At 52.4% G+C, this 25,955-nt stretch carries 21 protein-coding genes; 13 read left to right on the top strand and 8 right to left on the bottom strand.

The features are described 5' to 3' along the window. Positions 1-117: 117 nt before the first annotated feature. The 4 genes from ACJJIF_RS11070 to ACJJIF_RS11055 all read right to left on the bottom strand — a co-directional run bounded on the left by ACJJIF_RS11070 (position 118) and on the right by ACJJIF_RS11055 (position 4,723). The gene (locus ACJJIF_RS11070; protein WP_444932271.1) at positions 118-1,323 is read right to left on the bottom strand and encodes an ABC transporter permease; all 1,206 of its coding nucleotides are present in this window, start codon (positions 1,321-1,323) and stop codon (positions 118-120) included. Positions 1,324-1,332: 9 nt separating this feature from the next. Further along, entirely contained in the window at positions 1,333-2,646 is a 1,314-nt protein-coding gene (locus tag ACJJIF_RS11065; RefSeq protein ID WP_444932270.1) for an ABC transporter permease, read from the bottom strand. Between the two features lie 12 nt (positions 2,647-2,658). Further along, complete coding sequence (locus ACJJIF_RS11060) at positions 2,659-3,360, bottom strand: ABC transporter ATP-binding protein (protein ID WP_444932269.1); 702 nt, start codon at positions 3,358-3,360, stop codon at positions 2,659-2,661. Positions 3,361-3,442: 82 nt separating this feature from the next. Continuing rightward, on the bottom strand, positions 3,443-4,723 hold the full coding sequence (locus tag ACJJIF_RS11055) for an efflux RND transporter periplasmic adaptor subunit (RefSeq protein ID WP_444932268.1): 1,281 nt from the start codon (positions 4,721-4,723) through the stop codon (positions 3,443-3,445). Positions 4,724-5,091: 368 nt separating this feature from the next. On the opposite strand from ACJJIF_RS11055, the gene ACJJIF_RS11050 reads away from it, so the two are divergent. Next, on the top strand, positions 5,092-6,594 hold the full coding sequence (locus ACJJIF_RS11050; protein WP_444932267.1) for a SulP family inorganic anion transporter: 1,503 nt from the start codon (positions 5,092-5,094) through the stop codon (positions 6,592-6,594). Next, on the top strand, positions 6,594-7,496 hold the full coding sequence (locus ACJJIF_RS11045; RefSeq protein WP_444932266.1) for a universal stress protein: 903 nt from the start codon (positions 6,594-6,596) through the stop codon (positions 7,494-7,496). The genes ACJJIF_RS11050 and ACJJIF_RS11045 overlap by 1 nt, the downstream gene beginning before the upstream one ends. A gap of 26 nt (positions 7,497-7,522) precedes the next feature. Here ACJJIF_RS11045 and ACJJIF_RS11040 read toward each other — a convergent pair whose 3' ends face one another. Beyond that, positions 7,523-9,196, bottom strand: coding sequence for an aminotransferase class V-fold PLP-dependent enzyme (locus ACJJIF_RS11040; protein WP_444932265.1), 1,674 nt, complete (start codon positions 9,194-9,196; stop codon positions 7,523-7,525). Positions 9,197-9,372: 176 nt separating this feature from the next. Between ACJJIF_RS11040 and ACJJIF_RS11035 the strand changes: the two genes are divergently transcribed. After that, a complete protein-coding gene (locus tag ACJJIF_RS11035) occupies positions 9,373-9,849 on the top strand; it encodes an Lrp/AsnC family transcriptional regulator (protein WP_444932264.1) in 477 nt (158 codons plus the stop codon). Between the two features lie 4 nt (positions 9,850-9,853). Here ACJJIF_RS11035 and ACJJIF_RS11030 read toward each other — a convergent pair whose 3' ends face one another. Both ACJJIF_RS11030 and ACJJIF_RS11025 read right to left on the bottom strand, forming a co-directional pair. After that, positions 9,854-10,564 carry a DUF2238 domain-containing protein gene (locus ACJJIF_RS11030; RefSeq protein WP_444932263.1) on the bottom strand — a complete coding sequence of 237 codons (711 nt, stop codon included), beginning with the start codon at positions 10,562-10,564 and terminating at the stop codon, positions 9,854-9,856. 255 nt (positions 10,565-10,819) lie between these two features. After that, the gene (locus ACJJIF_RS11025; RefSeq protein WP_444932262.1) at positions 10,820-11,233 is read right to left on the bottom strand and encodes an acyl-CoA thioesterase; all 414 of its coding nucleotides are present in this window, start codon (positions 11,231-11,233) and stop codon (positions 10,820-10,822) included. A 476-nt stretch (positions 11,234-11,709) separates the two neighbouring features. Between ACJJIF_RS11025 and fabV the strand changes: the two genes are divergently transcribed. The 8 genes from fabV to ACJJIF_RS10985 all read left to right on the top strand — a co-directional run bounded on the left by fabV (position 11,710) and on the right by ACJJIF_RS10985 (position 19,505). Beyond that, positions 11,710-12,888: an enoyl-ACP reductase FabV gene (fabV, locus tag ACJJIF_RS11020; protein WP_444932261.1), complete on the top strand. Its 1,179-nt coding sequence runs from the start codon at positions 11,710-11,712 to the stop codon at positions 12,886-12,888. A 184-nt stretch (positions 12,889-13,072) separates the two neighbouring features. Beyond that, the gene (locus ACJJIF_RS11015) at positions 13,073-14,116 is read left to right on the top strand and encodes an NADP(H)-dependent aldo-keto reductase (protein ID WP_444932260.1); all 1,044 of its coding nucleotides are present in this window, start codon (positions 13,073-13,075) and stop codon (positions 14,114-14,116) included. A gap of 75 nt (positions 14,117-14,191) precedes the next feature. Further along, positions 14,192-14,425, top strand: coding sequence for a DUF2789 family protein (locus ACJJIF_RS11010; protein ID WP_444932259.1), 234 nt, complete (start codon positions 14,192-14,194; stop codon positions 14,423-14,425). A 105-nt stretch (positions 14,426-14,530) separates the two neighbouring features. Continuing rightward, positions 14,531-15,496, top strand: a complete 966-nt coding sequence (gene lpxL, locus ACJJIF_RS11005; RefSeq protein WP_444932258.1) for an LpxL/LpxP family Kdo(2)-lipid IV(A) lauroyl/palmitoleoyl acyltransferase — start codon at positions 14,531-14,533, stop codon at positions 15,494-15,496. A 90-nt stretch (positions 15,497-15,586) separates the two neighbouring features. Then, positions 15,587-16,462, top strand: coding sequence for a 4-hydroxy-tetrahydrodipicolinate synthase (dapA, locus tag ACJJIF_RS11000; protein WP_444932257.1), 876 nt, complete (start codon positions 15,587-15,589; stop codon positions 16,460-16,462). A gap of 34 nt (positions 16,463-16,496) precedes the next feature. Further along, positions 16,497-17,690 carry an NlpB/DapX family lipoprotein gene (locus ACJJIF_RS10995; protein WP_444932256.1) on the top strand — a complete coding sequence of 398 codons (1,194 nt, stop codon included), beginning with the start codon at positions 16,497-16,499 and terminating at the stop codon, positions 17,688-17,690. Beyond that, positions 17,690-18,463, top strand: coding sequence for an MBL fold metallo-hydrolase (locus ACJJIF_RS10990; RefSeq protein WP_444932255.1), 774 nt, complete (start codon positions 17,690-17,692; stop codon positions 18,461-18,463). Before ACJJIF_RS10995 ends, ACJJIF_RS10990 begins: the two co-directional genes overlap by 1 nt. Before the next feature lie 211 nt (positions 18,464-18,674). Then, positions 18,675-19,505, top strand: a complete 831-nt coding sequence (locus ACJJIF_RS10985) for a sulfite exporter TauE/SafE family protein (RefSeq protein ID WP_444932254.1) — start codon at positions 18,675-18,677, stop codon at positions 19,503-19,505. An 85-nt stretch (positions 19,506-19,590) separates the two neighbouring features. On the opposite strand, the gene ACJJIF_RS10980 is transcribed toward ACJJIF_RS10985, so the two are convergent. Continuing rightward, entirely contained in the window at positions 19,591-21,372 is a 1,782-nt protein-coding gene (locus tag ACJJIF_RS10980; protein WP_444932253.1) for a peptide MFS transporter, read from the bottom strand. A 405-nt stretch (positions 21,373-21,777) separates the two neighbouring features. Between ACJJIF_RS10980 and ACJJIF_RS10975 the strand changes: the two genes are divergently transcribed. After that, positions 21,778-21,906: a hypothetical protein gene (locus ACJJIF_RS10975; RefSeq protein WP_444932252.1), complete on the top strand. Its 129-nt coding sequence runs from the start codon at positions 21,778-21,780 to the stop codon at positions 21,904-21,906. A 989-nt stretch (positions 21,907-22,895) separates the two neighbouring features. Further along, positions 22,896-25,730: a TonB-dependent receptor plug domain-containing protein gene (locus ACJJIF_RS10970; RefSeq protein WP_444932251.1), complete on the top strand. Its 2,835-nt coding sequence runs from the start codon at positions 22,896-22,898 to the stop codon at positions 25,728-25,730. Positions 25,731-25,955 lie beyond the last annotated feature (225 nt).

Below are 25,955 nucleotides of genomic sequence, written 5' to 3'. Positions count from 1 at the left end.
ATATCCTTATTGTTGGCTATATTGGGGCAGTTGGGGCTGCCCCAATATAGGTGGTGGGAGAGGGGATTGAAAATTGCTGGTTTTTTATCGGGGGAGATAAGCCCCCCCGATGATTATTTAAATGCTCCGGGTGGCTGTCGCTGGTGATATGTTTGCTGCTCGCAGTGCTGGGGCCAGTGCGGCGCCAAGGCTGACTAAGAGAACCAACAGCGCGCAAATAGCCAGGGGAGCCAAAGTTAAAACTGGCTGTGAGTAATCTCGAACCATATATTGATTGGCAATCAAGGCTGCCGCACTTCCAACGGCAATGCCCAGACTGGCGATTATCCCGTTTTCTAACAGGAAGTAGCGGCTGATATTGGTGCGGGTAGCCCCTAATGCACGTCTAACACCAATTTGCTTGGCCCTTTGATTAATCCAGAATATGGTTAGGCCTACAATGCCAAGAGCTACAATAAAACTTAACATGGCTGCAACAGTAGACAGGACTTTAACCATTAAATTATCGCGAGCATAACTGCTGGCGACATACTCTGTAAGAACTTTTGTTTTTATCACTCTTTGTGGGTCGCGTTCAGATAACTTCTCCTCTAATACCTTCAATACGTCATTGAGCTTTCCTGGTTCAGCCCGAACTAAATAGTTTATATCTTGTGTGTTTCTAACGACGGGAAAAAAGGCTACATTACCTGCCTTTGACCATCCTACCCAGGCACCCAGGTGCCTCTCGACAACACCAATAATTTCAATTGGATGGTTGTTGCCATCATATAAGGGTTTACCGATTGGGTCCTGGTTAGGGTACAGTTTTTCAGCGAACTGCTTAGTGATAATGGCAACTGACATTTTCCTAATTTCATTAGGGTCAAAATACTGCATTTCCACGTCTGTGAAATTGCGACCCGCAATTAAATTAAGACCTAGAGTATTAATAAAGTTTGGATCTGTATTGTAGCGGTTGGAGACGACCCCACCGATTTCCTGATTTGGTTGCGTGTAAAATACGCCGGCAGACCCTGATTGTGATAAGGGTACTTGCGGTGTAACAGATGCATCCTTGACATGGGGAAGTTCGCGCAGCAATTTTAAATCAGAAGACGCTGCATTGATCATGTCATAATCTTGGGGGATTGCCATAACATTTATAGCAATAATTTCTTCCACGGCAATACCTGTAGGTCGTGCTATCTTGTCAATGCGATCCTTTACAATAACCACAATATTACTGATGATCGCTAGTGTTAATGCTAGTTGTATAGCGATTAGCATTGCTGAGATTTTGTTGCGCCAGAGGGCAGACAACATAGGTTTCAATTCCAACATGATTCGGCCTTACTGGGTTTTCAGATAAATAGAGGGGTTGGTACGGCTGATACGCCAAGCGGGATAGATTCCTGCGAGTAGGCTTGCAATCAAAGCGAGGCCGATGGCTGCAATCATCATTACCCAATCCATCGTGGCTACAGTATCCATTTGCCCCATGGCTAGGTAGCGGATTCCATTAATACCCATAGCCGCAATAAATATTCCGGCGATACCACCGATCACTCCAATGGCAGAACTTTCAATTAAGTGTTGGGTGAAAATAGCGCCTCGGCTCGCTCCTAGGGCGCGACGGACACCAGCTTCGGGTGCTTTACGCAAAAATTTAGCCAGCAGTAAAGCTACTGCATTGATGACGCAAACTAATAAGAAAGCCAGAGATATCCAGCCCAATACACGATTATCATCTCTGAGGACCTCATTGAGAACCAGCCATTCAGAGGGCTTGCTCAGGGCGAATTTTAATGGTCGTGCAAAGCGCCCTTGTGTTTTTTCACCATTAATATATGCAGTCAGGAAATCTTCATATTGAACTTTTTGCTCACTACTATTTATCTCGACCCAATACTGTATCCAAATATCCTCACTCTGTAGGAATCCTTCGTAGCCATGGCCTTCACCATTTTTCCACCCATTGGTGTTTCCCCAGCTGTATATTTCCAGTTTCCTGTGTAGTCCGAAAGGCACAAACAGTTTTTCGGCGCTGCCAAAGACATTGTTGTTAAGGTCATAAACTTTAGGAGCGGGCTCCCAGTGATCAATAACACCAACAACGGTAAAGGGCTCGCCGTTTAGGCTGATAGTTTTTCCTACACTATCTTCGCCAGAAAACAATTTGTCATTCATCGACTTGGATAGAACAACAACTGTTACGTGAGAAGAGTCTGCTTCATTTTCCCAGGTACCACCATAGATAAAAGGCACATCAAAAAGGGAAAAGAAATCGCGCGTAGTGACGCGGGTAGATGCGGTAAAAGGGCGCATTGAGGATTCTTCAAGTTGAACCGTAAACCCGAAGCGATGCATGGCAACCTGACGAGTTGGAATATCTGAGCGCAGTAGCGCTTGTGTATCTCGGTAAGTCAGTTGCCACGGTATCTCATTGGCTGTATCAGCAGCTTCCTTAGGGTTCCAGCCATCCAGTTGCACAGCGAAAAGAACATCATCTTTATGCTTGAGTGCGTTTTGCGACATCATATAGTTGAGGGTGAGTACAGTCATCGAGGCACCCACACCCACAGCAATAGCAGTGATCATCAAACCGCTTAAAATTGGAGTACCGCGCAAGCTGCGCAGGGCCAGGGAAATATAGTATCCAAACATGGTACGGGCTCCTTAAGCAGTCACGGCAGCAGGCTGCTCGGGAACTGCGCGCAAGTCGCATACCTGCCCGTCCACAATCTGGATATTGCGATGGGCGCGGCGAGCGAGCTCTGGGTCGTGGGTGACCATAACGATGGTGGTTCCCCAATCGTTAATAAACTCCAGTAGCTCCATTACTTGGCGGGCCATTAAGGAGTCGAGATTGCCGGTGGGTTCATCTGCCAATAGAAAGCGGGGTTCGCCGGCTAAAGCGCGGGCGATCGCGATACGCTGCTGCTGTCCACCGGACAGTTGTGCCGGCAGGTGCTTGGCACGTGCAGAAAGGCCCACTTGCTCTAGTACCTTCTCAATACGCTTGCGGCGCTCTTTTGCATTGAAGCCTCGATAGCGTAGGGGGACATCGATATTGTCGAACAGGGTCAGATCGGGAATCAGGTTAAACCCCTGGAAAATAAAACCAATTTTCTCATTGCGCAGCTGTGAACGCTGGCGGTCATTGAGATTGCTGACATTGTCGCCATCAAGCAGGTACTCGCCACCGGTGGGCGTTTCCAGCAGGCCGGCAATATTGAGGAAGGTGGTTTTGCCGGAGCCACTGGGGCCGGTGACGGATACGAATTCGCCCTCTTTTACTTCAAGGCTAAAATCCCGCAGCGCGTGAGTTTCGATAGTATCGGTGCGAAAACTTTTACGGATATTGTTCATTTTCAACATTGCGATATTCCCTTTTTCTTAAACTTTAAATAATTGATTCGTTGACTCAGGGGCTATAGCCGGCCCCAATTTGAATTCGCGCTTAATCGGTTAAGGCAACCAACTGGGCACTCTCAAGCTCTTCAGAAGAGGAGATAATGATTCGGTCCCCCTCCTGTAGGCCGGAGATAATTTCCACCTGTTTTAGGCCGAAGGCGCCTATCTGTATGGATACCCGCTCCGCCTGTTGTTCACTGTTCAGGCGGAATACATAGTTGCCACCGCTTTGATCGAGAAAGCTGCCGCGTTTGACCAGCAGGACGTTATTGCGGTTTTCCAGCAGAATGCGGGCGGTGAGGCGGAGGTTTTGCCTCAGCTTTTGCGGTTGTCCCCCGGTAAAGCGGACCCGCGCAACGACTTGGCCGTTAATGACCTCTGGAGAGATTGCGGTAATTTCCCCCGGCAGTTCTTTTTCAGCGAGATTGATGGCCACCGCCATACTGATGCCCAGGTCGTCGGCATAGTTTTCCGGTACTTTGGCTTCGAGTTCGAAGCTGGTGAGATCGACTACCGTAATAAGAGCTGTATTGGCACCAACGGCGCTGCGCTGCGCCACCGCCAGACTGCCGACAGTGCCGTTGACTGGAGAGACAATATTCAGCTCCCGGACACGGCGCTCGGTCTCCTGTACCTGTAGGCGCTGCTGGGAAACCTGAAGCTCCAGGTTCTGGGTCTCGAAAGTCAGCGACTCCTTCTCCAGCTCGGCATTCTGTACGGCTTGCTCGTACTCCAGCTGTGCGCGGGTCATATCGTCGTTGGTCTTTTCAAAATCCAGCCGCGAGATGATCTGCTTTTCCATCGACAGTTCTGCGCGTCTCAGTTCTCGCTTGGCGGCAGTGAGGTTGACCTTGGCCAAGTCGGCTTTTTGTTGGTTCTCCATATGCTGGCGTTTGGCCTGGATTTTCTGTCGTTGCAGATTCACGCTGAGCTGGTTGAGTTGGGCATTTTCCTGAGCCAGCTGATTGGACAGTTCCGGACTGTCGAGGGTGGCCAGCAATTGCCCCGCCTCAACGGTATCGCCAGCTTTAACAGCAAACTTGACGATGCCCTGGGCCGGACTGAACAGGGTGGGGCTATTGGCGGCGACCACTTGCCCCTGGACCACCAGGTCCCGCACCAGATCTCCGCGCTGGACCTGGGCGATATTGATTTGAGACAGGGAGAGGGTGCTGTCGACGGAGCCAGTGCGGTGCCAGGCGTTGACACCCCAGGCCAGAAATACCGCCGTCAAACCTGCAAATATCGAGGCTTTGACGACCTTTTTGTTCTTCCAAACCGGCACGGCTTCTATCTTGGTATCTTGTCCGGAAGTATCTCTAATCATTGCGGCTTTCCGTTTTCTTGCTGTTTTGCCTGTCATTGCTATTTGGATGCAGGCTTTTGGAAATTTGGATTCAGCGTTAAAAATCTGTTGTCTAGGGGGAGTATCGCAATAAATATGCCAACTTTTTTATCTGCATAACTTATTGAAATAAAAGGATTTTTTGTTTTTTTGTAGATTACTGCTGTTTTACGGGTGTCCGCAGAAAGTGTCCGCTGTCCGCCCTGTCCGGAGGTGGACATATGTGGACAGAGGGGCCATTTTCCAGTGGGGAGCTGGGGGAGGGGGCTGCGGCCATGCGGGGCCACCGCCGTTTATGGTAGAGTGCGCGGCCTTTTTTTGATCAATCTCAATTTAATTAGCTGTCTCCTATGTTTCCTTCGTTGCTCTCATCGACCAAAGCCGACTGGTTCGGCAACATACGTCGGGATGTTCTCGCCGGCCTGGTAGTGGCCCTGGCTTTGATCCCCGAAGCTATCGCCTTCTCAATTATCGCGGGTGTTGACCCGAGAGTTGGGCTTTACGCCTCTTTCTGTATCGCTGTTGTTATTGCATTTGTCGGCGGCCGCTCGGGAATGATTTCCGCTGCCACCGGGGCCATGGCGCTGCTGATGGTGACCCTGGTGAAAGAACACGGGTTGCAATATCTACTCGCGGCAACCCTATTGACGGGGGTCTTGCAGATTATTGCCGGTTACTTAAAGCTGGGGAGTTTAATGAGCTTTGTCTCCCGCGCTGTGGTGACGGGGTTCGTCAATGCCCTGGCGATACTGATATTCCTGGCGCAAATGCCCGAGCTGATCGGCGGTACCTGGGAAGTCTACGCAATGACGGCGGCGGGCCTGGGGATTATTTACCTGTTCCCTTATATCCCCGTAATCGGCAAGGCGGTGCCATCGCCACTGGTGTGTATCCTACTGCTCACCGCAGTGGCGGTCACTATGGGGCTGGATATTCGCACTGTCGGCGATATGGGAGAGCTGCCGGATACCCTGCCGATTTTCCTCTGGCCAGAAGTACCGTTCAATTTTGAAACCCTGCAAATTATCTTTCCCTACTCCGCAGGTCTGGCTGTGGTGGGCTTGCTGGAATCCCTGATGACCGCGACGATTGTCGACGATCTGACCGATACTACCAGTGACAAGAACCGCGAGTGTAAGGGCCAGGGTATTGCCAATATTGCTGCGGGCAGCCTCGGCGGTATGGCTGGCTGTGCCATGATCGGCCAGTCCGTAATCAATGTGAAGTCCGGTGGTCGTGGTCGCCTCTCCACCCTGGTGGCTGGTATCGGCCTGCTGACCCTGGTGGTGTTTATCAGTGACTGGGTCGCGGTGATTCCCATGGCGGCGCTGGTGGCGGTCATGATTATGGTTTCCATCGGCACCTTTGACTGGAGCTCCATTCGCAACTTAAAGCACTACCCCCTCTCTACAAATTTGGTCATGATTGCCACTGTGGTTGTGGTAGTGTGGACCCACAACCTGGCCTATGGTGTATTTGTCGGTGTGCTGTTGGCATCGCTGTTCTTTGCCAATAAAGTCAGTCACTTTATGTATGTGAGCAGCTCTCTGGATGAAAAGCAGAGTCGCCGCACTTACAAAGTTATTGGGCAGGTATTTTTCAACTCTGCCGATAAGTTTACCGCTTCATTTGACTTCAAAGAGGTGGTGGATACGGTGGTGATCGATCTCAGCCGCGCGCACTTCTGGGATGTTTCCGGAGTTAATGCGCTGGATAAGGTGGTGCTTAAGCTCCGCCGCGAGGGCGCGCGGATTGAACTGGTGGGGCTAAACAAAGCCAGTGAAACGATCGTCGACCGTTTCGGCGTACACGATAAGCCCGAGGAAATTGAGCGGGTTCTTGGAGGACATTGATGGTCGCAAGCAACAGCAATAATAACAACGAGAACACAGTCAATGGTGGCAGTGCCGCCCTGGTACTCTCTTGTATTGATGGCTCTCATTACACAGGAGCGGTATGTGATTACTCGGCCTGGCTGGCCAGGAGCTTACAGGCACCGTTAAAGCTGTTGCACAACATCGAAAGAAGCAATGTCCCTGCGGTGACCGATTTTACCGGCAGCATCGGCCTGGGTAGCCAGGAGGAGTTGCTGGAGGAGTTAACTGCGCTGGAGCAGCAGCGGGCGCAGTTGATGGTACAGCAGGGCAAGCTGATGTTGCAGGCCGCACGCAGTCGCGCTGAAGAGGCGGGGGTGCAAAATATCCAGGCCTGTCAGCGCCACGATAGTCTGACCGAATCTGTCGTGGAGCTGGAAGACTCCATCCGCGCGCTGGTGCTGGGGATTCGCGGTGAAGAGCACGGTGATTCCGAGCGGGGGCTGGGGGCGCATCTGGAGACGGTGGTGCGCTCGCTGCACAAGCCGATTCTGGTGGTCAACCGGGACTTCAAGGCACCGAGCAGGGTGATGTTGGCCTACGATGGCAGCGAGGCCTCGCGCAAGGCTCTGGCTATGGTTGCGGAGAGCCCGCTGTTTCGCGAACTCTCTTGTCACTTGGTCCATGTCGGGCCCGCTGAAACTGCGGAGAAGTTATTGGCCGAGGCCTCGGCAATACTGGACTCCGCCGGATTGGCCAGCACTGCCAGCAACCTCACGGGCAATACGGTTGAGGCTTTGGTGGCCTATCAAACTGAGCACCAGATTGACTTGACCGTGATGGGGGCTTTCAGCCACAACCGCCTGCATGACTTTCTGTTGGGAAGTATCACCGCAAAAATGCTGTTGAAAACCCGCCAGCCTCTGTTACTTCTGCGCTAGGCGCAGCTACTCCTATAACCTTGTCGCTAAAGTGCCAGTGCCGCTTCCCGGGGACTGGCATACCAGCGCAGGGATTCCGCCTCGTCTGGCAATCTTAAATCGTAGAAATGGGCTTCGCGGTTAATTCGGCGAAGCTCTTGTTCTCCCATCTGCAAATAGTCTCTAAGTTCTAAACTGCACGGGTTTTCTGCGACCGGCTCGGCCTCTGTTGCGGAAAATGTCAGTTTGGGGATATCAACGGATGTTTGCATCGTCTTACCCTGATATCGCCAGACACCGGTCAGCGGATCAAAGCGGTAAAAGGGGAGCAGCCTCCAGCCGTATTTGGCCACCAAGGCCACTGCCTCCAGCAGATACTCGAAGACTTCCTCACTGATGAAGTAGTTAAAATTGAGTCTCACCCAGCCGGGCCTCAGCACCTTGTGGCCCTTTAGGATTTGTGTTTCCAGGGATTTACTGTGGGCCATATCGATGCCCAGTAAAGCGTGGCCATAGGGGCCGGCACAGGAGCAGCCCCCGCGCACTTGGATTCCAAATAGATCGTTCAGCAGCGCCACGACAAAGCCGTAATGCAAGTCCTTCTCCTGCCATTTAATACGCAGGGAAATGATCGACAGCCGTGGAGCGTCAGTATTGCCGAGAATTTCTATCGCCTCTTCCCGCGACCAGCGTTGCAGCGCGCGCTGTAAAAATTGGTTTTCGCGCTGGCCGATCTCTTCCGTACCCACGGTTTGTTGGAGCTTGAAAACCATACCGGCCCTAATCGATTCGATAATGGCCGGGGTGCCGCCCTCCTCGCTGCGCTCGGCGTCCTCCAGGTAGCGGTGGTCCTCCGGTGTCACATAGAGGACAGTTCCGCCTCCCGGTGTGGCGGGTACTGAATTTTTCAGCAGGTCTTCGTGTACAACCAGAATACCCGGAGTACCCGGCCCACCGATAAATTTATGGGGGGAGATAAATACCGCATCTTTTTGCCCGAGGCCATCCGCTGTTGCCGGGCCCTGCATATCAATTTGTACATAGGGCGCTGCGGCGGCGTAGTCCCAAAAAGAGAGGGCGCCGTACTTTTTCAGCAGTGCGGTTACCTTATCCACCTCGGTTTTAATACCAGTCACGTTGGAGGCCGCCGAAAAGCTGCCGATTTTGACCGGTCTATCGGCATGGGCGCGCAGGGCTAACTCCAGTGCATGCAGGTCCAGTTTGCCATCGCGGTTCAGTGGAATAGATACCAGATCGGCAATGCTTTCTCGCCAGGGGAGTTCATTGGAGTGGTGTTCATAGGGGCCGATAAAAATAACCGGGCGTTGATGCGCTGGAATCCTATCGAGGAGCTGGTGTTGTTTATCCAGATCTGCAGGTAGGCGCAGATTGAGAATATCGATTAATTTATTGATTGCGGCTGTTGCACCGGAGCCGCAAAAAATGACTTTGTGGCTGTCACTGGCGTTGACAGCCCGGCGAATTTCTTCCCGGGCCTGCTCGCGCAGTGCCGTGGTATGGGCGCCGGTATAGGAACTCTCGCTGTGGGTGTTGGCATAGAAGGGCAGTGCCTGCTGGCGGATAGCATCTTCGATAAATGTCAGCGCGCGCCCGGAGGCAGTGTAGTCGGCGTAGACCAGTGGGCGCCTGCCAAACGGCGTCACTATTGGCTGCATATCGCCGATGACCGAATTGCGGATGTATTTGATCAGGTCTGCCATGATTTCTTTCCCCCTGTTATTTGCTGATCACTCTATCCGGATAAGCCCGAAACAATGTCCCTACTTGTATCTGTTATTATTTTCTTTGTGAAACATTGTGCCGATAAAAGACTATTTATCGTGAATTTGAACCGATTGCTTTTTTTGTGATCAGAAGGGGCGCTGGGGGACTTACTATGACCGTGGGATTAAGCAAGCAGGACAGGGCGATACTCGAGTTGTTACAGGCGGATGCCACTCTGTCAGTGGGGGATATTGCCGAGCGGGTGGGGATGTCCAAATCGGCATGTTGGCGCCGTATACATCGCCTTGAGGAAGATGGGGTGATTGGCGACAGGGTGACCCTGCTCGATCAACAAAAATTAAATCTGCCCCTGACGGTCTATATCTCAATCCGTACCAATCAACACAACGATCAATGGGCTGCCTGTTTTGCTGAATTGGTGCAGGGAGTGGCGGAGATTCTCGAAGTTCACCGTATGAGTGGCGACCTGGATTATTTGATTAAGGCGGTTGTGACCGATATGCCCGGTTACGACCGCCTCTACAAGGAGCTGATCAAGGCCGACCTGTTTGATGTCAGCTCCAGTTTTGTGATGGAGACGATGAAGCAGACCACCCGCTTACCACTGAATCACGCGCTGTCTAAATAGCACTTTAGCCGCGCCGGCTGTTCCACCAGTGGCGCAGGCGGGCCTCGCCCAGGGCTTTGTCACCAGGGGGAGCTTTCAAGCTATTGCGAATCTCACTCCAGGCGTTGGAGTTCAGCCACAGGTTGAGGGCAAAGACCAGCAGCATCGTGGTGATGGAGCCGAGCCCTGCCAGCAGCATATCTTTTTGTGCGTCCCAGATATCTCCCTGGGAGCCGAGGAAGGCGGCCCCCAATTCTGGGGAGACAGCCTTTGCCGCCTGCCACTCGATGATTTCGTAGATGGAGGAAAGCGCAAAAGTGACGTCTACCGGGAAGAAGTAGCCCCAGAAGCCTCGCAGCCGGGCCAGGCGCACTAGAATCTCCCGCACGGGATAGGCTAGCAGCAGGCCAAAGCTGAAGTGTACCAAGCGGTCGTACATATTCCGCTCAGAGCCCAGCCACGCCTGCAATGTGTAGCCAAAGGGTGTTTCGGCATAGGTGTAGTGGGAGCCGATCACATGGAGACACATAAACAGGGTGATCAGTGTGTAGGAGATATTCGATAGAGGAAATGTCCGCGCACTGAGCAAAATTACCGGCAGAGCGGCAAATACTAAATAGTTCTCCAGTAGCCAATCGTCGGGATGCAGAGGCTCCCAGGCAGACCAGCCCCAGGTCAGGGCAAACAGGGTTAGCAGGGATAGGCGGAACCCGTGTTGGTGAAGGAAGTTCAGCATATATTTGGTGCCTCTACGTCGGGCTATAGCGATTGGCGCCAGGATACACTATCGAAGTGGAATAGGAATTGCGCTGAATTACAGCCGCTATCGAGAACACCCCCATGGGCCTATGCCGTATTTGGATGGGGGGAGGGATTCACTTTCTCCAGTGCAGGCTGATCGGGCAAGGGCTGTTCAAGCAGGGGTGGCGGTTAATGCAAAGGCATCAGTATACCGCCACCGTTTCAGTGGATGGCTGGCTTTGGCACAGAGTCAGCTGGCCATTTTACACTCGCGCAGCGTGGCGAGACGGGCCTGTTCCAGGGACATACCGGCTTTTGTGTGAGGGATTGGCTTGCCATTGGCATCCAGAGCGACAAATACGATTTGATCTACTTGTGCAATCAGTTGTTGCGATTGTTTGTTGCGAACTTCGCAGCGCACCGTCAGAGAGGTCTGGCCGATGCCCACCACTTCAAAACCAAACTCCAGCACATCGCCACAGCAAGCGGAGCTGACAAAGTTAATTTCCGACATCAGCTTGGTGACTAGCATGGGGGTCTCCATTTGGCAGCCGGCAAAGATTGCCGCCTCCTCATCAATCCAGGACAGGAGCTGCCCGCCAAAGAGACGCTGGGCGGGATTCAGGTCCCCGGGTTTTACACAGTAACGCGAATAGTATTTCACTTCTGACCTTCCTAACTGACTGGGGGTTGAACAACGGGTGAGCCATCCATGGCTCGGCTGTATTGCAGCAATCCGCCGCTAGGGAAACCCTGCATACGGTATGCCAGCTCAGAAGAGCCGCCGTTAAGGGGCTTTCTGCATGCAAGATGTCAACCGCCCCTTCAACAGCACCGCTCTGGCGCGCTATTAATTGCAGTGTCCCCATTACTGGGCGGGAAAGTCATAAAAAATCGCTTTCTGGGCGAGGCTCAGCGGGAGCCGGGCCGCTTTGGCCGGGATAGCAGATATTTTGGACGCCATATACAAATTGTGGGAATTGCCGCTATGGGACTCCCCGGCGACAGGGATTAGAATGGTCCGCAAACATGACCCGGGCGTCGCACTTGTGCCCCGGGATGATAGTTTCCAGAGCGCCACCAGCGTATCTGTGATCTGGTAACGACGATTCCCAAAAGACGAAGGGAGAGACTGTAAGGATGATCATCCAGCCGAAAGTACGCGGTTTTATTTGTACCAATGCCCACCCGCAGGGCTGTGCTGCTCATGTCCGCGAGCAGATTGAGTATATTCAGTCCCAGGCAGCGGTTGAAAACGGGCCTAAAAAGGTATTGGTGTTAGGAGCTTCTACAGGTTACGGTTTGGCATCGCGAATCACCGCTGCTTTTGGTTGCGGCGCCAGCACTCTGGGGGTGTTCTTCGAGAAGCCGCCCACCGAGAAGCGCACGGCTTCTGCGGGCTATTACAACTCCGCCGCCTTTGAACAGGAGGCGCACAAAGCGGGTCTTTACGCGAAGAGTATCAATGGCGATGCCTTCTCCGATGAGGTGAAAGCCCAGACTGTAGAGATGATCAAAGAGGACCTGGGGCAGGTCGATCTCGTGGTTTACAGCCTCGCTTCCCCGCGCCGTAAAGACCCTAAGACCGGTGAGCTGTACAGCTCTGTACTCAAACCCATCAATAAGTCCTATACCGCCAAGAATCTGAACACTGACAAGTTGGAGATCTCCGATATCACTCTGGAGCCGGCGAGTGAGGAAGAGATCGAAAATACCGTTAAGGTGATGGGGGGGGAAGATTGGGAATTGTGGATGCAGGCCCTCGGTGAGGCCGGTGTTCTCGCTGATAATTGCAAGACCGTGGCCTACACCTATATCGGTGAAAAGCTCACCTGGCCGATTTATGGTCACGCGACTATCGGCAAGGCCAAAGAAGACCTCGATCGCGCGGCAAAAGCCATTACTGACAGCGGTAAAGCTGCGGCCAGCGTCGCCGTTTTGAAGGCGCTGGTGACTCAGTCCAGCTCCGCTATCCCGGTGATGCCACTGTATATCTCCCTCGTCTATAAAGTCATGAAAGAAGAGGGGACTCATGAGGGCTGTATTGAACAGTTATACCGTCTCTACACCGAGGGCCTCTATACCGATAGCCCGCGCCTCGACGATGCGAGTCGCCTGCGTATGGACGAGAAAGAGCTGCGCCCCGAGACTCAGGCAAAGATTGAAAAACTGTGGCCCGAAGTCACCGCTGAGAACCTGTTTGACCTGAGCGACTTCAAGGGTTACCAAGCGGATTTCCTCAAGCTGTTTGGATTTGGTGTAGATGGCGTTGACTACGAGGCGGATACCTCCCCTCTGGTAGAGGCCAACTTCAGCTAATGATGGGCGGGGCTCTGTTGCGGAGCCCCGCTTTCCCCCTTTCTTTCCGTCCTACTACTCTTCCCTGGGAGCCTCTGCATAATTTCGTGATATTTCTGCAAGGTCCGCAGAGAGATTGCGGAATTACTCAGAGTTTCCCTGGCAAAGTTGCATAATCCGCTGTTTGATTTGTGGGGACTATTTAATGGAGTACCGCCAGCTGGGCACCACTGACCTAAAGGTCAGTCAGATTTGCCTGGGCACTATGACCTACGGTGAGCAGAACAGTGAAGCTGAGGCCGCTGAACAGCTCGATTATGCCCTGGCACAGGGGGTCAATTTTATTGACTGCGCGGAAATGTACCCGGTGCCACCTCGCCCGGAAACCCAGGGGCGAACGGAAGAATATATCGGCAATTGGCTGGCCGCGCGCGGCGGCCGGGATCGGATTGTTCTCGCCACCAAGGTCGCCGGCCGCAGTGCCGCCAACTCCGGCGTTGGTCATATCCGCTCGGGCCCCCGTCTGAGTCGCGAACAGATTTTGCAGGCTTGTGACGACTCCCTAAAACGCCTGCGCACCGACTATATCGATCTCTACCAAATCCACTGGCCGGAAAGGCAGACCAACTTCTTTGGTCGCCTGGATTATATTCACAGCGACGATGACGGTGTCTCCATTGCCGAAACACTGGGGGCGTTGGAGACATTGCTTGAGCAGGGCAAGGTTCGCCATATCGGCATTTCCAATGAAACCCCCTGGGGGCTGTTCGAGTACCTGCAACAGTCGGTGGTGTACGGGAGGCCTCGAATTGCATCAATTCAAAACCCCTACAACCTTTTGAATAGAACTTTTGAAATTGGCTGTGCGGAAATCGCGATTCGCGAGCGGTGTGGCCTGCTGGCGTATTCGCCCCTCGCATTCGGGATGTTATCGGGCAAGTATTTAGACGGACGAAAGCCGCAGGGCGCGCGGCTCAGCCGCTATGACCGCTTTCAGCGCTATGCCGGTAAGCGCACCCTGGCTGCAACCCAGGCATATGTAGACTTGGCCCGGCAGTTTGGTCTGGACCCGGCGCAGATGGCACTGGCGTTTGTGAATCAGCAGCCATTTGTTAGCGCCAATATTATTGGTGCCACGACCCTGGAGCAATTGCGCTCCAATATTTCCAGCGTTGCAATCCGCTTAGTGGATGAGCAATTGGCTGCGATTGAAGCGATCCACCGAGAGAACCCCAACCCGGCCCCTTAACGGGCTGAGGGGCTCACTATAATGGGGCCAGGTGCCATAAAAATATGGTCGCCTCACTAGTTAGCGGAAATTGCTATGGAAACCACCGGACACCATACGCTGAAGGATTTGTTTTCCCAGCTGGGACTGGCCTCTGAAGAGGCGCAGATCAACACATTCCTGGGAACGCACTTTTTACATCGCCATGAGAAACTCTCTGCGGCCTCGTTTTGGACTGAGGGGCAGCGGGAGTTTTTGGAGAGCGCCATCCGGGATGATTCAGACTGGTGTGTCGCCGTGGATGAATTGGATACACTGCTGCGGCACTGAAGCTCTGTCGCAGGGGCTCGACCCCGGCGCTCTTTTCATAGGGTATACTACGTCGCTTTCAACCGACTTAGTGGGTGCCTTTGCACCTCAGCCTGAATAGACCCGATGGAAAAACCCCGATTTCGTGCGGCGCTGCTGCACCCTCGCTACTGGCTGACCTGGCTGCTTTTTGCTCTCTGGTTTTTACTGGCCCAGTTGCCCTACCGCTGGCAGTTGGCCATAGGGCGTGGGTTTGGGCGCTTGATGCTCAAGGTGGCTACCAGTCGCCGCACTATTGCCGAACGCAACCTCGCGCTGTGCTTCCCCGAATTGGGTGAGAGCGAAAGGGCCGAACTGTTGCGGCGCAACTTTGAGTCCAGCGGTATCGCCTTGATGGAAACCGGTATGGCCTGGTTTCGCTCTGCCCGCTGGTTGCGCAAGCGCTTTACCTTTGAGGGGCTGGAGGCTTTACAGTCTATTCAGGCCGAGGGGCAGGGCGTCCTCCTGATGGCCATGCACTTTACCACCCTGGAACTCGGCGCCGCTCTGATGGGGATGAGTATCACCCTCGATGGTATGTACCGGCCGCACAAGAACCCTGTGTATGACTATATGCAGCGCAAGGGGCGTGAACGCCATACGGAAAACGGCAGTGTTTATCAGCGTAAAGATGTGCGCGGAGTACTCAGGGCCCTGCAGCGGGGGCGCGCAGTCTGGTATGCTCCCGATCAGGATTACGGGATCAAACAGGGGATATTTGCTCCGTTCTTTGGTATTCCTGCGGCGACTGTCACGGGAACTTCGCGGTTTGCCCGGGTTGGGAAAGCCAAAGTCGTGCCCTATGTGGTGACCCGCCAGGACAATGGATCGGGCTACCATTTGAAAATTTACGACCCTATTGAGCAGATCCCCTCTGGGGATGAGTGGCAAGATGCCATCTTGGTGAACGAGTTTATCGAAGCCCGTATTCGCGAGGCGCCCGAGCAGTATATGTGGGTGCACCGACGTTTTAAGACCCGCCCTGAGGGGGCAGAAAACGTGTATCACGGGGTACGTAAAAAGAAGAAAAAGCGCAGGAGAGCGGCGAGCTAGTCGCGCTCCTAAGTACCCTGGCCTAAGTAACATACTGATCTGACTCTGGCGGTGCTATTCCGGGTGGAGTGCAAGAAATAAGGAGTGAGGATGTTAACCGGTAGTATGGTGGCCCTGGCCACCCCAATGTATGCAGACGGAAGCCCGGACTGGGACAGTCTGCACAATCTGGTTGAGTGGCATATTGAACAGGGGACCCGGGCACTGGTTGCCGTGGGTACTACCGGTGAATCTGCAACCCTGGACTTCAATGAGCATATTGAGGTTATCCGCCGTGTTGTGGACCAGGTGGCCGGTCGGGTACCGGTGATTGCAGGGACGGGTGCCAACTCCACAACTGAAGCGATTGAGCTCACAGAAAATGCCGCTAGGTGCGGTGCAGATGCCTGTTTGCTGGTTACACCTTATTACAACAAGCCCACCCAAGAAGGCCTCTATCAGCACTACCGTGCGATAGCTAAATCGGTCTCTATCCCGCAGATCCTCTACAATGTACCTGGCCGTACGGCAGTCGATATGCTGCCAGAGACGGTCCAGCGGCTGGCGTCGGTGGGCAATATCGTGGGCATCAAGGAAGCCACCGGTGACTTGGAGCGGGCAAAGGTTTTAATAGATACTCTGCCCGAAGGGTTTGCCGTTTACTCCGGCGATGACAGCACCGCTGTTGAGTTAATACTGCTGGGAGGCCACGGTAATATCAGCGTAACGGCCAATGTGGCCCCCGCTGCGGTAGCCCAAATGTGTGAAGCGGCTCTGGTGGGAGATGCGGTGACCGCGAGGGCAATCGATCAGCGAATACAAATATTGCACGAAGTGTTGTTTTTGGAGTCCAACCCGATACCGGTGAAATGGGCTCTCCGGGAGATGGGACGTGTCGATGGCGGAATCCGCCTGCCACTGACGAGCCTGGCCCCTGAGCACCACGGAACAGTGCGCGAAGCTCTGCGCAGTGCCGGTGTACTCTAAATCCGCGAACTGAGAATTAACCAGGATAGCTTTAATGAAAAAATTGACCGTTGGAGCCGGGCTCTTTATTTCCAGCATTGCGCTGGCGGGGTGCGGTGTGTTCGGCAACGATGGCTATTTCCGCGATCGCAGTAATGACTACCAACACGCCGACAGTCTGCCTCCCCTGAGGATGCCTGAAGGTGTGAATACCAAGCACCAAGAGGAACTCTACGAGATTCCCCAGATTGCAGGAGAGCAGTTGGCCCGGGGGGATTTTCAGGTACCTCGCCCCCAGGCAATCTCGGCTAATGCGGGTCTGGATAGGGTAAAAATCCAGAAGCTCGGCGCTAACCGCTGGGTATTGGTATCCCAGCCCCCGGAGGAGGTGTGGCCCCAGTTGCATCAATTCCTGCGCAGTTCTGGTCTGCGTATAGAGATGTCGGATGCCACTGCGGGGGTTATGGAAACCGCCTGGATGGCCTTTAAAGAGAGCCCCGATACTAAAGATAAGTATCGCTTACAAATTGAGACCGGGGTACAGCCGGATACCACAGAAATTCACGTGCGCCACCTCTCTGTACCTTCTTCGGCGCCTATTGGTGGCAGCGTCAACTGGCCGGAGCGCTCCTCCAGTCCAGAGCGTGAAGGCTGGATGATCGACGAAATGTCCACAGCCCTGGCTTCAGAGACCTCCGGCGCTACCGCCTCTCTGGTGGCGCAGGCAATTGGCAGCAGCTCCCTAAAAGTGCAGTTGAGAGAACCTTCTGGTCACGAGCCCTATATCGCAATGGACCTGGAGATGACACGAGCCTGGGCAACCGTGGCCCACGCGGTCAACTCCGGTGCCTATCGCCTGCATAGCGAAGACTCGGATATTGGCCTTTTCTATGTCACCTATGATGAAGACCGCGAACTTGTATCTGATGAAGACGATGATGGTGGCTGGTTCTCCTGGGGCAGTAAGGACGATGGCGATGAATTGGCGGAGAGTGCCGATCAGGTGAGCTTGCAGCAAATTCTGGCTGGCATTGACCTGTCTAAAGGAGCGGAGCCCGCGCTGTTCGAAGAGATCAACGGTCTGAATATCGGCGCGGGCGAGACAGACGTCTACCCGGGCTATTTGATTGTCGTTCGCGGCAATGATGACGATGAGATCGAAGTCCGCATCCGTGATACTCGCGGGCAGCCACTGTCTAAGAATGAGGCCTCAGAGCTGCTTCTCTCTATTCAGCAGAACCTTATTTAATGGGCCTGCGCTTCGCCTCTCTGGGGAGTGGCAGTAAAGGCAATGGAACCGTGGTCGCCAGTGGCGATCACTGTCTCTTGGTTGACTGCGGTTTTACCATTAAGGAAACCGAGCGGCGCATGGCGCGGCTCGGTATGTCCCCCGCTGACATTTCTGCAATTCTGGTTACCCATGAACACAGCGACCACCTCTCGGGTGTGGGCCCGCTTGCACGCCGGTATGGCCTGCCCGTCTACCTAACCCCCGGCACTTTTAAGGCCCGAGATATCGGCAAGTTACCCGCATTGCATCTAATCGAAGGGCACCAGCCTTTTGTGGTTGCAGATATTGAAGTGACCCCGGTTGCGGTCCCTCACGATGCCCGCGAGGCTGCGCAGTTTGTTTTCCGCAGTCGTGGCAGCAGTTTGGGGTTGCTGACAGACTTGGGGACCATTACCCCCCATGTCGAAGCGCACTTCGGCGATTGTGACGCTCTGGTTTTAGAGGCGAACCACGATCCCCTGATGCTGGCGCAGGGACCTTATCCCCCCTCGCTAAAGCGGCGCGTTGGCGGTGCTTACGGGCACCTGAGTAATCAGCAGGCGGCGGGATTTCTGCACAGAGTTGGCTATGAGCAACTGCAACACTTAGTGGTAGCCCATATCAGTGAGAAAAATAATAGTCTCACCCTGGCCAAGGAGGCCCTGGCGGATGTCGCGGCCAGTGTGGAGAGCTGCATCTTTGCCTGTCAGCAGGAGGGCTTCGATTGGCTTACTGTTGAGAGCCGTCGCTAAGCCAGCTCTTGTCCACAGGGGCCTATAAAATCCTGCGGGCCTTTCGGCGATTCACGTTCAGCAAGGCCTAAGCATTCCTGTGAAGCTGCCCGTGATTGTGAACCACTCTGAAAGCCAGGGGCATCAAAGAATTATTCAGGGGCCTCCTTAGTTCTTATCTGTTTAAATACGATCGCCTTAAATTGATGGTCGTATTTAATCTGAGGGAATTATGGAAACACTGCTGGTTTATTTATTGCTCGGTGCCGCTGCGGGAACCATTGCCGGATTATTCGGTGTGGGCGGCGGGCTGATTATTGTCCCCGCCCTGGTCCTGGTCTTCACTGCCATGGGGACTCCCCCGGAAATTCTCACCCATATGGCTGTGGGTACCTCTCTTGCCACGATTATTGTTACTTCAATAAGCTCGGTGCGTGCCCATCACAAAAAAGGTGCGGTGGACTGGAAGCTCTTTCGGGTTATGGTCCCCGGCATTTTGCTTGGCTCTTGGATCGGAGGCGCAACGGCTGAATTACTGCCCGGAGCCTGGTTGCAGTTGTTGATCGGCATTTTTGCGATTGTGATTGCGGTGCGCATGTGGCTGAGCGGTATTCGCCACGCCCAGGTAGCTGAAGGAGCTGGGAACCTGCCTGGTGCGCCCGTGCTGGTCTCTGCGAGTGGTGTGATCGGTTGGGCATCTGCGATTTTTGGTATTGGCGGCGGTTCATTGACGGTGCCGCTTCTGTCCCGCTGTCGCGTACAGATGCAGCGCGCTGTCGCTACGTCTGCTGCGTGCGGGCTACCCATCGCCATCGCCGGCGCCCTCAGTTTTGTCTACCAGGGGTGGAATAACGAACTGCTGCCTGAGTGGAGCAGTGGCTATATTTACTGGCCGGCCTTTGTCGGTATTGTTATCACCAGTACCCTGTTTGCCCGTTTCGGCGCAAACCTCGCCCACCGGCTTTCAGCGAAAATGCTGAAGCATTGTTTTGCGCTTTTACTGTGTGTGATCGGCCTGCGTTTTATCTGGTTGAATATGGGGCTGCTGCAAGGGCTGATTTAATCGCGCCTATAGCGGCTCAACAGCAGACCAATAAAAAAGGCCACTGCAATGCAGTGGCCTTTTGGGTTTTGCGTTATTGCTGCGATTAGCGGATACCGCACATTCCTTTTTTCAGGAGCGGGGAGATGATAATCATTAAGGCACCCACGCCGAGGCCCCACCACATCAGATACTCATACAAACTGGTATAAGTAGTTAGGGTTGAGGCCAGGTCTGTGGCTTCACCCTGGGGAACGGCAGCCATCTTACCGATTCGCGTTGCAACGGTTTCAGATAGGGCAGTTGCCAGGAACCAGGTACCCATGCTGACGCTGACCACTTTACCAATAGACAACTTGGTTACAGCAGACAGGCCAACAGGGGACAAGCACAGCTCACCGGAGGTGTGCAGCAGATAGGCCAATACCAGCCAGATCATTGCAACCTTGCCCGCCTCTGTGGGGAACTCCGCACCGAGAACCAGGGCGCCAAAGCCGAGGCCAGCCTGGATAATACCGAGACCGAATTTTACCGGGGTGCTGGGTTCCCAGCCGCGCTTGCCGAGCCATACCCACAGGGCGGCAAACGGAATCGCCAGGAGCATGATAAAGCCAGCGTTCAAGGAGCCGAACATGGAAGCGCGAACTTCTCCATCGCCGATAGAGCGATCCAGTACGCGGTCTGCATAGAGAGTCATGGAACCGGCAGACTGTTCGAACAGCGCCCAGAATACGATGGTAGAGGTAATCAGAACCATCAATACCACCGTGCGGGAGAACTCTTCGCTATAGTGGCGAACAAAGCCATAGCCAATAAAGCCTACCAGGGCCAGCAGCATTCCACCGAGCCAGATGTCATTGCCGCTAAACGCCCAAATTAGGCCGAGAACAGCGGTGAGCGCAGCCATACCGATAGCAACAAAGTCTTTGCCTTTATTGTCTTTGTACAGCATGGAGAACAGGATCAGACCGACAATCGCCACGATCAGAAGGCTGTTTTGCGCAAGGTGAACGGCGGGCTCACTTTGTACGAGGTACCAGACCGCTCCCAAAGACAGGATGGCGCCAAGGTATACGGCCCACTCTTTGTTGATGGGGCCGAGGGCCTTCTCTTTGAGCACTTCGGGGCGGCTTGGCTCAGCCAGTCCATCCAGGTACTTTTGTCCCCAGATAAAGGTGATCAGGCCGAATACCATGCCGATACCGGCGAGGCCAAAGCCATAGCCCCAGCCGTAGGTTTCCCCAAGCCAGCCGCACAGCAGGGTGGCGATAAAGGAGCCGACGTTAATACCCATATAGAAAATGGTAAATCCGGCATCGCGACGGGAGTCATTTTTGGGGTATAGCTGGCCGACAATTGTCGAGATGTTTGGCTTCAGGAAGCCCACACCAACGGTGATCAGGGCCAGAGCCATAAAGAAGACTTTGAGTGCAACAACATCCTGAATCACCACTTTTTCTGTCAGGGTGGTGCCCGCAGCGATGACTGTGCCGTCATTTAATGTAATTGCCTCACTGAGAACAGTGCCGGCGGCGTAGGAAATCGCCTGATGGCCTTCGACCGCCATCAACAAGTGCCCCAAACAGAGCAAAATGCCGCCGAACAGGACAGCCTTTCTCATGCCCAGGTAGCGGTCAGCCAAAAGGCCACCAATCAGGGGGAGGGCATAAACGAGGCCAGCGTAAGCCCCGAGGACATCATAGCCAGCACTGTCCGTAAAGAGGTGATACTTTGTGAGATAAAGTAGCAGTAAGTACTTCATCCCATAGAAAGAGAAGCGTTCCCACAGTTCTGTCGCAAAACAGATGTAGAGACCCTTGGGGTGCCCAAGCAACTCGCCTGAGCCAGGTGTGGCCGCCGTAGTGACGTCCGCGACATTAGAAGACATAGAGGTTCCTCTGTCTGTAATAGTTATTGGGGAACCTCAGGCAACGCTAGTCATGCAAGGGAGGGGAGCAAGACTTGGCGTCCGGAGTTTCCAGTACAACGGGCAGAGTTTACCAGCTGTCCATTTGACAGGCGAACTGAAGTGGGGGGTTTTGTACAAATGGCAACGAGGTACTGTTATCTTGAGGGTATTCAACACTCAGTGTCAGCCAAGTGGCTTCATAGACTGATATATTTCTCCAAGCGATCAGAGAGGTGTATCACCAACTGTGATAGTGTCAGATTCCGGTCTGAATCGGATGCGCTTAGCGCTGAGGGGCTTTCTGTATACCGGCGTAAGGAAGGGTCATAAGTTATTATCATTGGCGAAGTCTCCCTTGGTTTTGGCCAGCTTGCGGAATTGCCTGTGTACGATTTTCAGTGTATTCGTCGTGTAGATCGATGTGCGGACATATTTCGGGTATTAAGAGAGCTGGCCATTTACCGCACCACGATTAACCGCCATCGCCCCCTACTTCGCCTCGACTTCACCTAGAGCATATTTGACGGCATTGAGTGTTGCTGTTTTGGTTGACCATAAGGGCCTTCTGATTTTGTAAGGCCATATACTTCAGAGAGTTGCGGATCTGGTGAATGATACAGGCTGGATTTCAGTTTTGGGCGGATGCTTTCTATCGACTCAGGGAATCCCTGTAAAGCATTCACATAGGTAGGTAGAGCCTCAGGAGCTCTTTCTTGTTTCGATATTGAGGGCAAGGGTACGGGTATAATGGCCACCCTCCTTGATTTTTTAGTGGATAGTATCAAGCCAGATAATGGGGTAGACCGCCTTTAGGTCGCGTCCATGTCAAGCTTAAAGCTCCGATAATGGCTTGATCTTGACAATGTAATTGGGGAGCCCTGTAGCATAGATATTGGCAATATGTGTACGGGGGTTCTGATAACTATTCCCCAAAATGAACAGAGCCATGATCTTCCGGTCTAGCTCGCCGGTAAGTTGAGTTTGATACTTCTTGGCGATTTGGGAGTAAAGGTTTCCGTACGATCCGGTGGAGTCTGAAGTTCGAAGTTACCGGCGGAATTTTGAAGTGGTGCTATTCCTGCGATTGGGCTTAGCTTTGTTGGTGAGGTGTCCTGCCAGCTTTGCTTTCATAGCCGCTTCAGTTCGAACGTAGGGGTGGCTATGGGATATCTCTTCTCTAACGGTAAAGAAATAACACATAACTCTGAGCGCTACCTGATTACGAATAAAGGCTGATAGTTTTTTGAGCGAATTCGATGAAAATTAGATTGTAAAACAGGTTGAATCTTACAGGGGGGCAGAGGTAGCGGTAACAATGTACAAATTGGCAGATTTTCACGGAAAAAGCTTTTTGATATTTGAGTAAAGTTTTATTGAGGGGGGGAGGGATTTATTCGTTTTATCTTTGTTGGGAGCTGAAGCAGCCATGGGGGTGGTTGCTTCATGTATAAACTCAAACGTATCTAGTAGGGAGCGACCCTACCCTAGAGTGAGATAAAACAATGAAAAGGAATATCCTTTCGTCTGCAATCAAGACCGCACTTGGAGTATCTGTAGTCCTCGGAGCAACTGGTCAAGCGTTTGCCCAAGAATCTGAGGATGTAAATGACGCGACACTGGTTGAGGAGGTAATTGTAACCGGTTCACGCATTACCAGATCTAACTTGGAAGCTGCAACACCTATCACAACTGTCAACTCTGAGAATATTGAATTTTCCGGCATGGTAAACAGTGCTGATATTCTGCGGAGTCTGCCGGCAACTGGTGTGTCGGGTATTTCTAGCAGCAACTCTAATTTCTTTACTTCTGGTGCTGGTATCAACACTGTTGAACTTCGCAACCTAGGTGAGGATCGTACCCTTGTTCTAGTTAACGGACGTCGTTATGTTTCTGGCGTTGCGGGTAGCTCAGCTGTTGACTGGAACACTATCCCTACAGAGCTAATCGAGCGGGTAGAAGTAATTACAGGTGGTGCATCAGCAATCTATGGTTCTGATGCTCTTGCTGGTGTAATCAACGTTATCCTTAAGGATGACTTCGAAGGCGTTAGCATTACCTCCTCTCACGGGGAAACTGTAGAGTTTGGTGATGACCAAACTGATCGCTTTAATATCACTGCCGGTGGTAATTTTGATGACGGTAAAGGTAATGCCGTTATCTCTATGACTTATACCGATCAAAAAGGTGTTTTGGCACGCGACCGTGATAATACTGAAGTTGACGATATTGCTACTTGTCGATTGACGTCCGATATCAATGATTGTCAGGATAGTACTGCTCCTTTTTATTCCTCTTACTCGGAACATGGCCGTTTCTTTGTCCCCTCCACTGGTGACTCTTACGTATACGATGGTGGCGAAGTTGTACCTTGGGACCAAGAGCAATATGGGTTTAACCGTCAAAACTTCCGACGTTACACTGTGCCAACTGAACGCTATCTGATTAGTTCTAACTTAAACTATCAGATTACTGACTCTTTGGAAGGCTACATCGAGACCACTTTTGCTCGCACCGAAACACAGAGTGAAATTGAGCCATATCCACACAGTAACGAAGACTTATACATTGACGGGATACATATTGATAATCCCTATGTACCTGATGACCTAAGAGCGGCTGCAATTGCAGCAGGTGATGAGTACCTCGAATATTTCCGCCGTACAACTGAGCTGGAGCAGCGCGGCTCTTTTGCTGAGCGTCAAACTTTCCGCGGATTGATTGGCCTGCGTGGTGAGATCAACGATTGGAATTGGGATGCTCACTTTGGTCAGGGGCAAATGCAGGATAGCCAGCGCGGTACAGGTCAGATAAACATTTCTAACTTCCGCAATGCGTTGAATGCAGTAGAAGATAGTGACGGCAATATTGTATGTGCAGATGCAGCAGCGGCAGCAGAAGGTTGTGTACCAATCAACTTGTTTGGTTATGGTTCCATTTCTGAGGATGCTGCAGAGTATGTAACTGCACCTTCAATTCGTGATCAGCGTACCAAGCAAACCTTTGGTGGCATTAATATTAGCGGTGAGCTGCTTGAATTGCCCTCTGGTCCCTTAAGTTTGGCTGCAGGTGTTGAGTATCGTGATGAATACGCAGCAGACTTCCCTGATGCTTTAACCCGTACCGGCCAGAATGCAGGAAATAAGGAAGAGCCTACTGAAGGTAGCTTCAATGCAACTGAGTTGTATGTTGAGATGGAAGCGCCAATACTTTCGGGCCTTACTGGCATTCAAGAGTTGAGTGTTGGTGCTGCATATCGTTATGCAGATTACAATACTGTTGGTGCTACCGATGCTTACACAGCTCGTTTCTCATGGGTTGTTAATGATGATCTGCGGGTTCGTGGTCAGTACGCGCGAGCTGTACGTGCCCCGAATATCAATGAACTTTTTGCGCCAGGTGGTGAGTCCTTTGGTGCAGTAAGTGATCCCTGTAATGGAGTAACCGCAGAGACTACCGGTACTGTTGCAGAAAACTGCCGTGCTATTCCTGCTGTAGCGGCACGAATTGAAGATCAGGGCGTATTTACATTGTCACAGACTGAAATCCAGGGAACCGGTGGTTTCGTTGGTAAAGGTAATGGCAACTTGGAGCCTGAGACTTCTGACAGTTACACTTTAGGTGCGGTGTTTGACCGTGATTTGGGTGTTGGTACCCTGTCGGTTTCTGTCGATTGGTACAATATTGAAATTGAAAATCTAATCGATACTGTTGGCCGCCAGACCTCCGTAGATTACTGTTACAACACTAGCAGCTACCCAAATAATTTCTGTGATTTCGTTGTTCGCGATACTACAGGATCTGCCTACCAACTGGGTGAAATTACAGAAGTAAATTCTGGCTATATCAATGAAGGCTCCCTTGAGACCGAAGGTGTAGATGTTCAGGTTCAGTGGGGTATGGGACTGGGTAGTGGCCAGCTGGACCTCTCTTTGATCTACGGTCATATAATTGATTACACTCAAACTAAATTTGGTGAGCGTGATGAGCTCGTAGGAGAGGTTGGCCTTTCTGAGAACGAGTGGGTTGCGACAATTAACTACTCTATGGATCGACTGATGGTACAGTGGGAAACCTCTTTCATTGGCGATGCAGTACCTGACTTGAGTTATGATCTGTACAATTTTGAAGTTGGCACTTATGTCACACATGACCTGTACGCATCTTATCAGTTCACTGACAGCATCAGTGCAAACCTTGGCATTAATAACGTTCTGGATGAAGAAGCTCCGGTTATTTTGACTGGTATTCCAGGTAATACAACTGGGCATGATACTGCTGCAGCTGTGTATAACGATATTGGCCGTAGTGCATTTGTAGGCGTTCGTATGGAGTTCTAATTCTCCTTACAGAAATCGCTAAAGCGGGCCTTATGGCCCGCTTTTTTATCCCTTAATTTTTAAGGTTGCTCTTACTGGTTTTGACCTTGAGTTTTAGTTTTTCCCTTCGGTTTTAAAGTGTTATCACACTTGTTCTCTCGGTCATATACTATTTGAACCTTGACTCCACTTATAAATATATTTGTAAGTTTAAACTTGTCCGTTGTGGCCAAGCTTAATCAGGAG

Source organism: Microbulbifer regidiadema (SeqCode) (assembly GCF_052467605.1).
This window is presented reverse-complemented; position numbering and strand designations above follow the sequence as displayed.

Coding starts and splice junctions, on each gene's coding strand:
- ACJJIF_RS11040 (WP_444932265.1), bottom strand. CDS start 9,196: ATGGCAGACCTGATCAAATACATCCGCAATTCGGTCATCGGCGATATG.
- ACJJIF_RS11060 (WP_444932269.1), bottom strand. CDS start 3,360: ATGTTGAAAATGAACAATATCCGTAAAAGTTTTCGCACCGATACTATC.
- ACJJIF_RS11055 (WP_444932268.1), bottom strand. CDS start 4,723: ATGATTAGAGATACTTCCGGACAAGATACCAAGATAGAAGCCGTGCCG.
- ACJJIF_RS10990 (WP_444932255.1), top strand. CDS start 17,690: ATGGGCCTGCGCTTCGCCTCTCTGGGGAGTGGCAGTAAAGGCAATGGA.
- ACJJIF_RS11065 (WP_444932270.1), bottom strand. CDS start 2,646: ATGTTTGGATACTATATTTCCCTGGCCCTGCGCAGCTTGCGCGGTACT.
- lpxL (WP_444932258.1), top strand. CDS start 14,531: ATGGAAAAACCCCGATTTCGTGCGGCGCTGCTGCACCCTCGCTACTGG.
- ACJJIF_RS11010 (WP_444932259.1), top strand. CDS start 14,192: ATGGAAACCACCGGACACCATACGCTGAAGGATTTGTTTTCCCAGCTG.
- dapA (WP_444932257.1), top strand. CDS start 15,587: ATGTTAACCGGTAGTATGGTGGCCCTGGCCACCCCAATGTATGCAGAC.
- ACJJIF_RS10995 (WP_444932256.1), top strand. CDS start 16,497: ATGAAAAAATTGACCGTTGGAGCCGGGCTCTTTATTTCCAGCATTGCG.
- fabV (WP_444932261.1), top strand. CDS start 11,710: ATGATCATCCAGCCGAAAGTACGCGGTTTTATTTGTACCAATGCCCAC.
- ACJJIF_RS11045 (WP_444932266.1), top strand. CDS start 6,594: ATGGTCGCAAGCAACAGCAATAATAACAACGAGAACACAGTCAATGGT.
- ACJJIF_RS11035 (WP_444932264.1), top strand. CDS start 9,373: ATGACCGTGGGATTAAGCAAGCAGGACAGGGCGATACTCGAGTTGTTA.
- ACJJIF_RS11015 (WP_444932260.1), top strand. CDS start 13,073: ATGGAGTACCGCCAGCTGGGCACCACTGACCTAAAGGTCAGTCAGATT.
- ACJJIF_RS11050 (WP_444932267.1), top strand. CDS start 5,092: ATGTTTCCTTCGTTGCTCTCATCGACCAAAGCCGACTGGTTCGGCAAC.
- ACJJIF_RS10985 (WP_444932254.1), top strand. CDS start 18,675: ATGGAAACACTGCTGGTTTATTTATTGCTCGGTGCCGCTGCGGGAACC.
- ACJJIF_RS10970 (WP_444932251.1), top strand. CDS start 22,896: ATGAAAAGGAATATCCTTTCGTCTGCAATCAAGACCGCACTTGGAGTA.
- ACJJIF_RS11030 (WP_444932263.1), bottom strand. CDS start 10,564: ATGCTGAACTTCCTTCACCAACACGGGTTCCGCCTATCCCTGCTAACC.
- ACJJIF_RS11070 (WP_444932271.1), bottom strand. CDS start 1,323: ATGTTGGAATTGAAACCTATGTTGTCTGCCCTCTGGCGCAACAAAATC.
- ACJJIF_RS10980 (WP_444932253.1), bottom strand. CDS start 21,372: ATGTCTTCTAATGTCGCGGACGTCACTACGGCGGCCACACCTGGCTCA.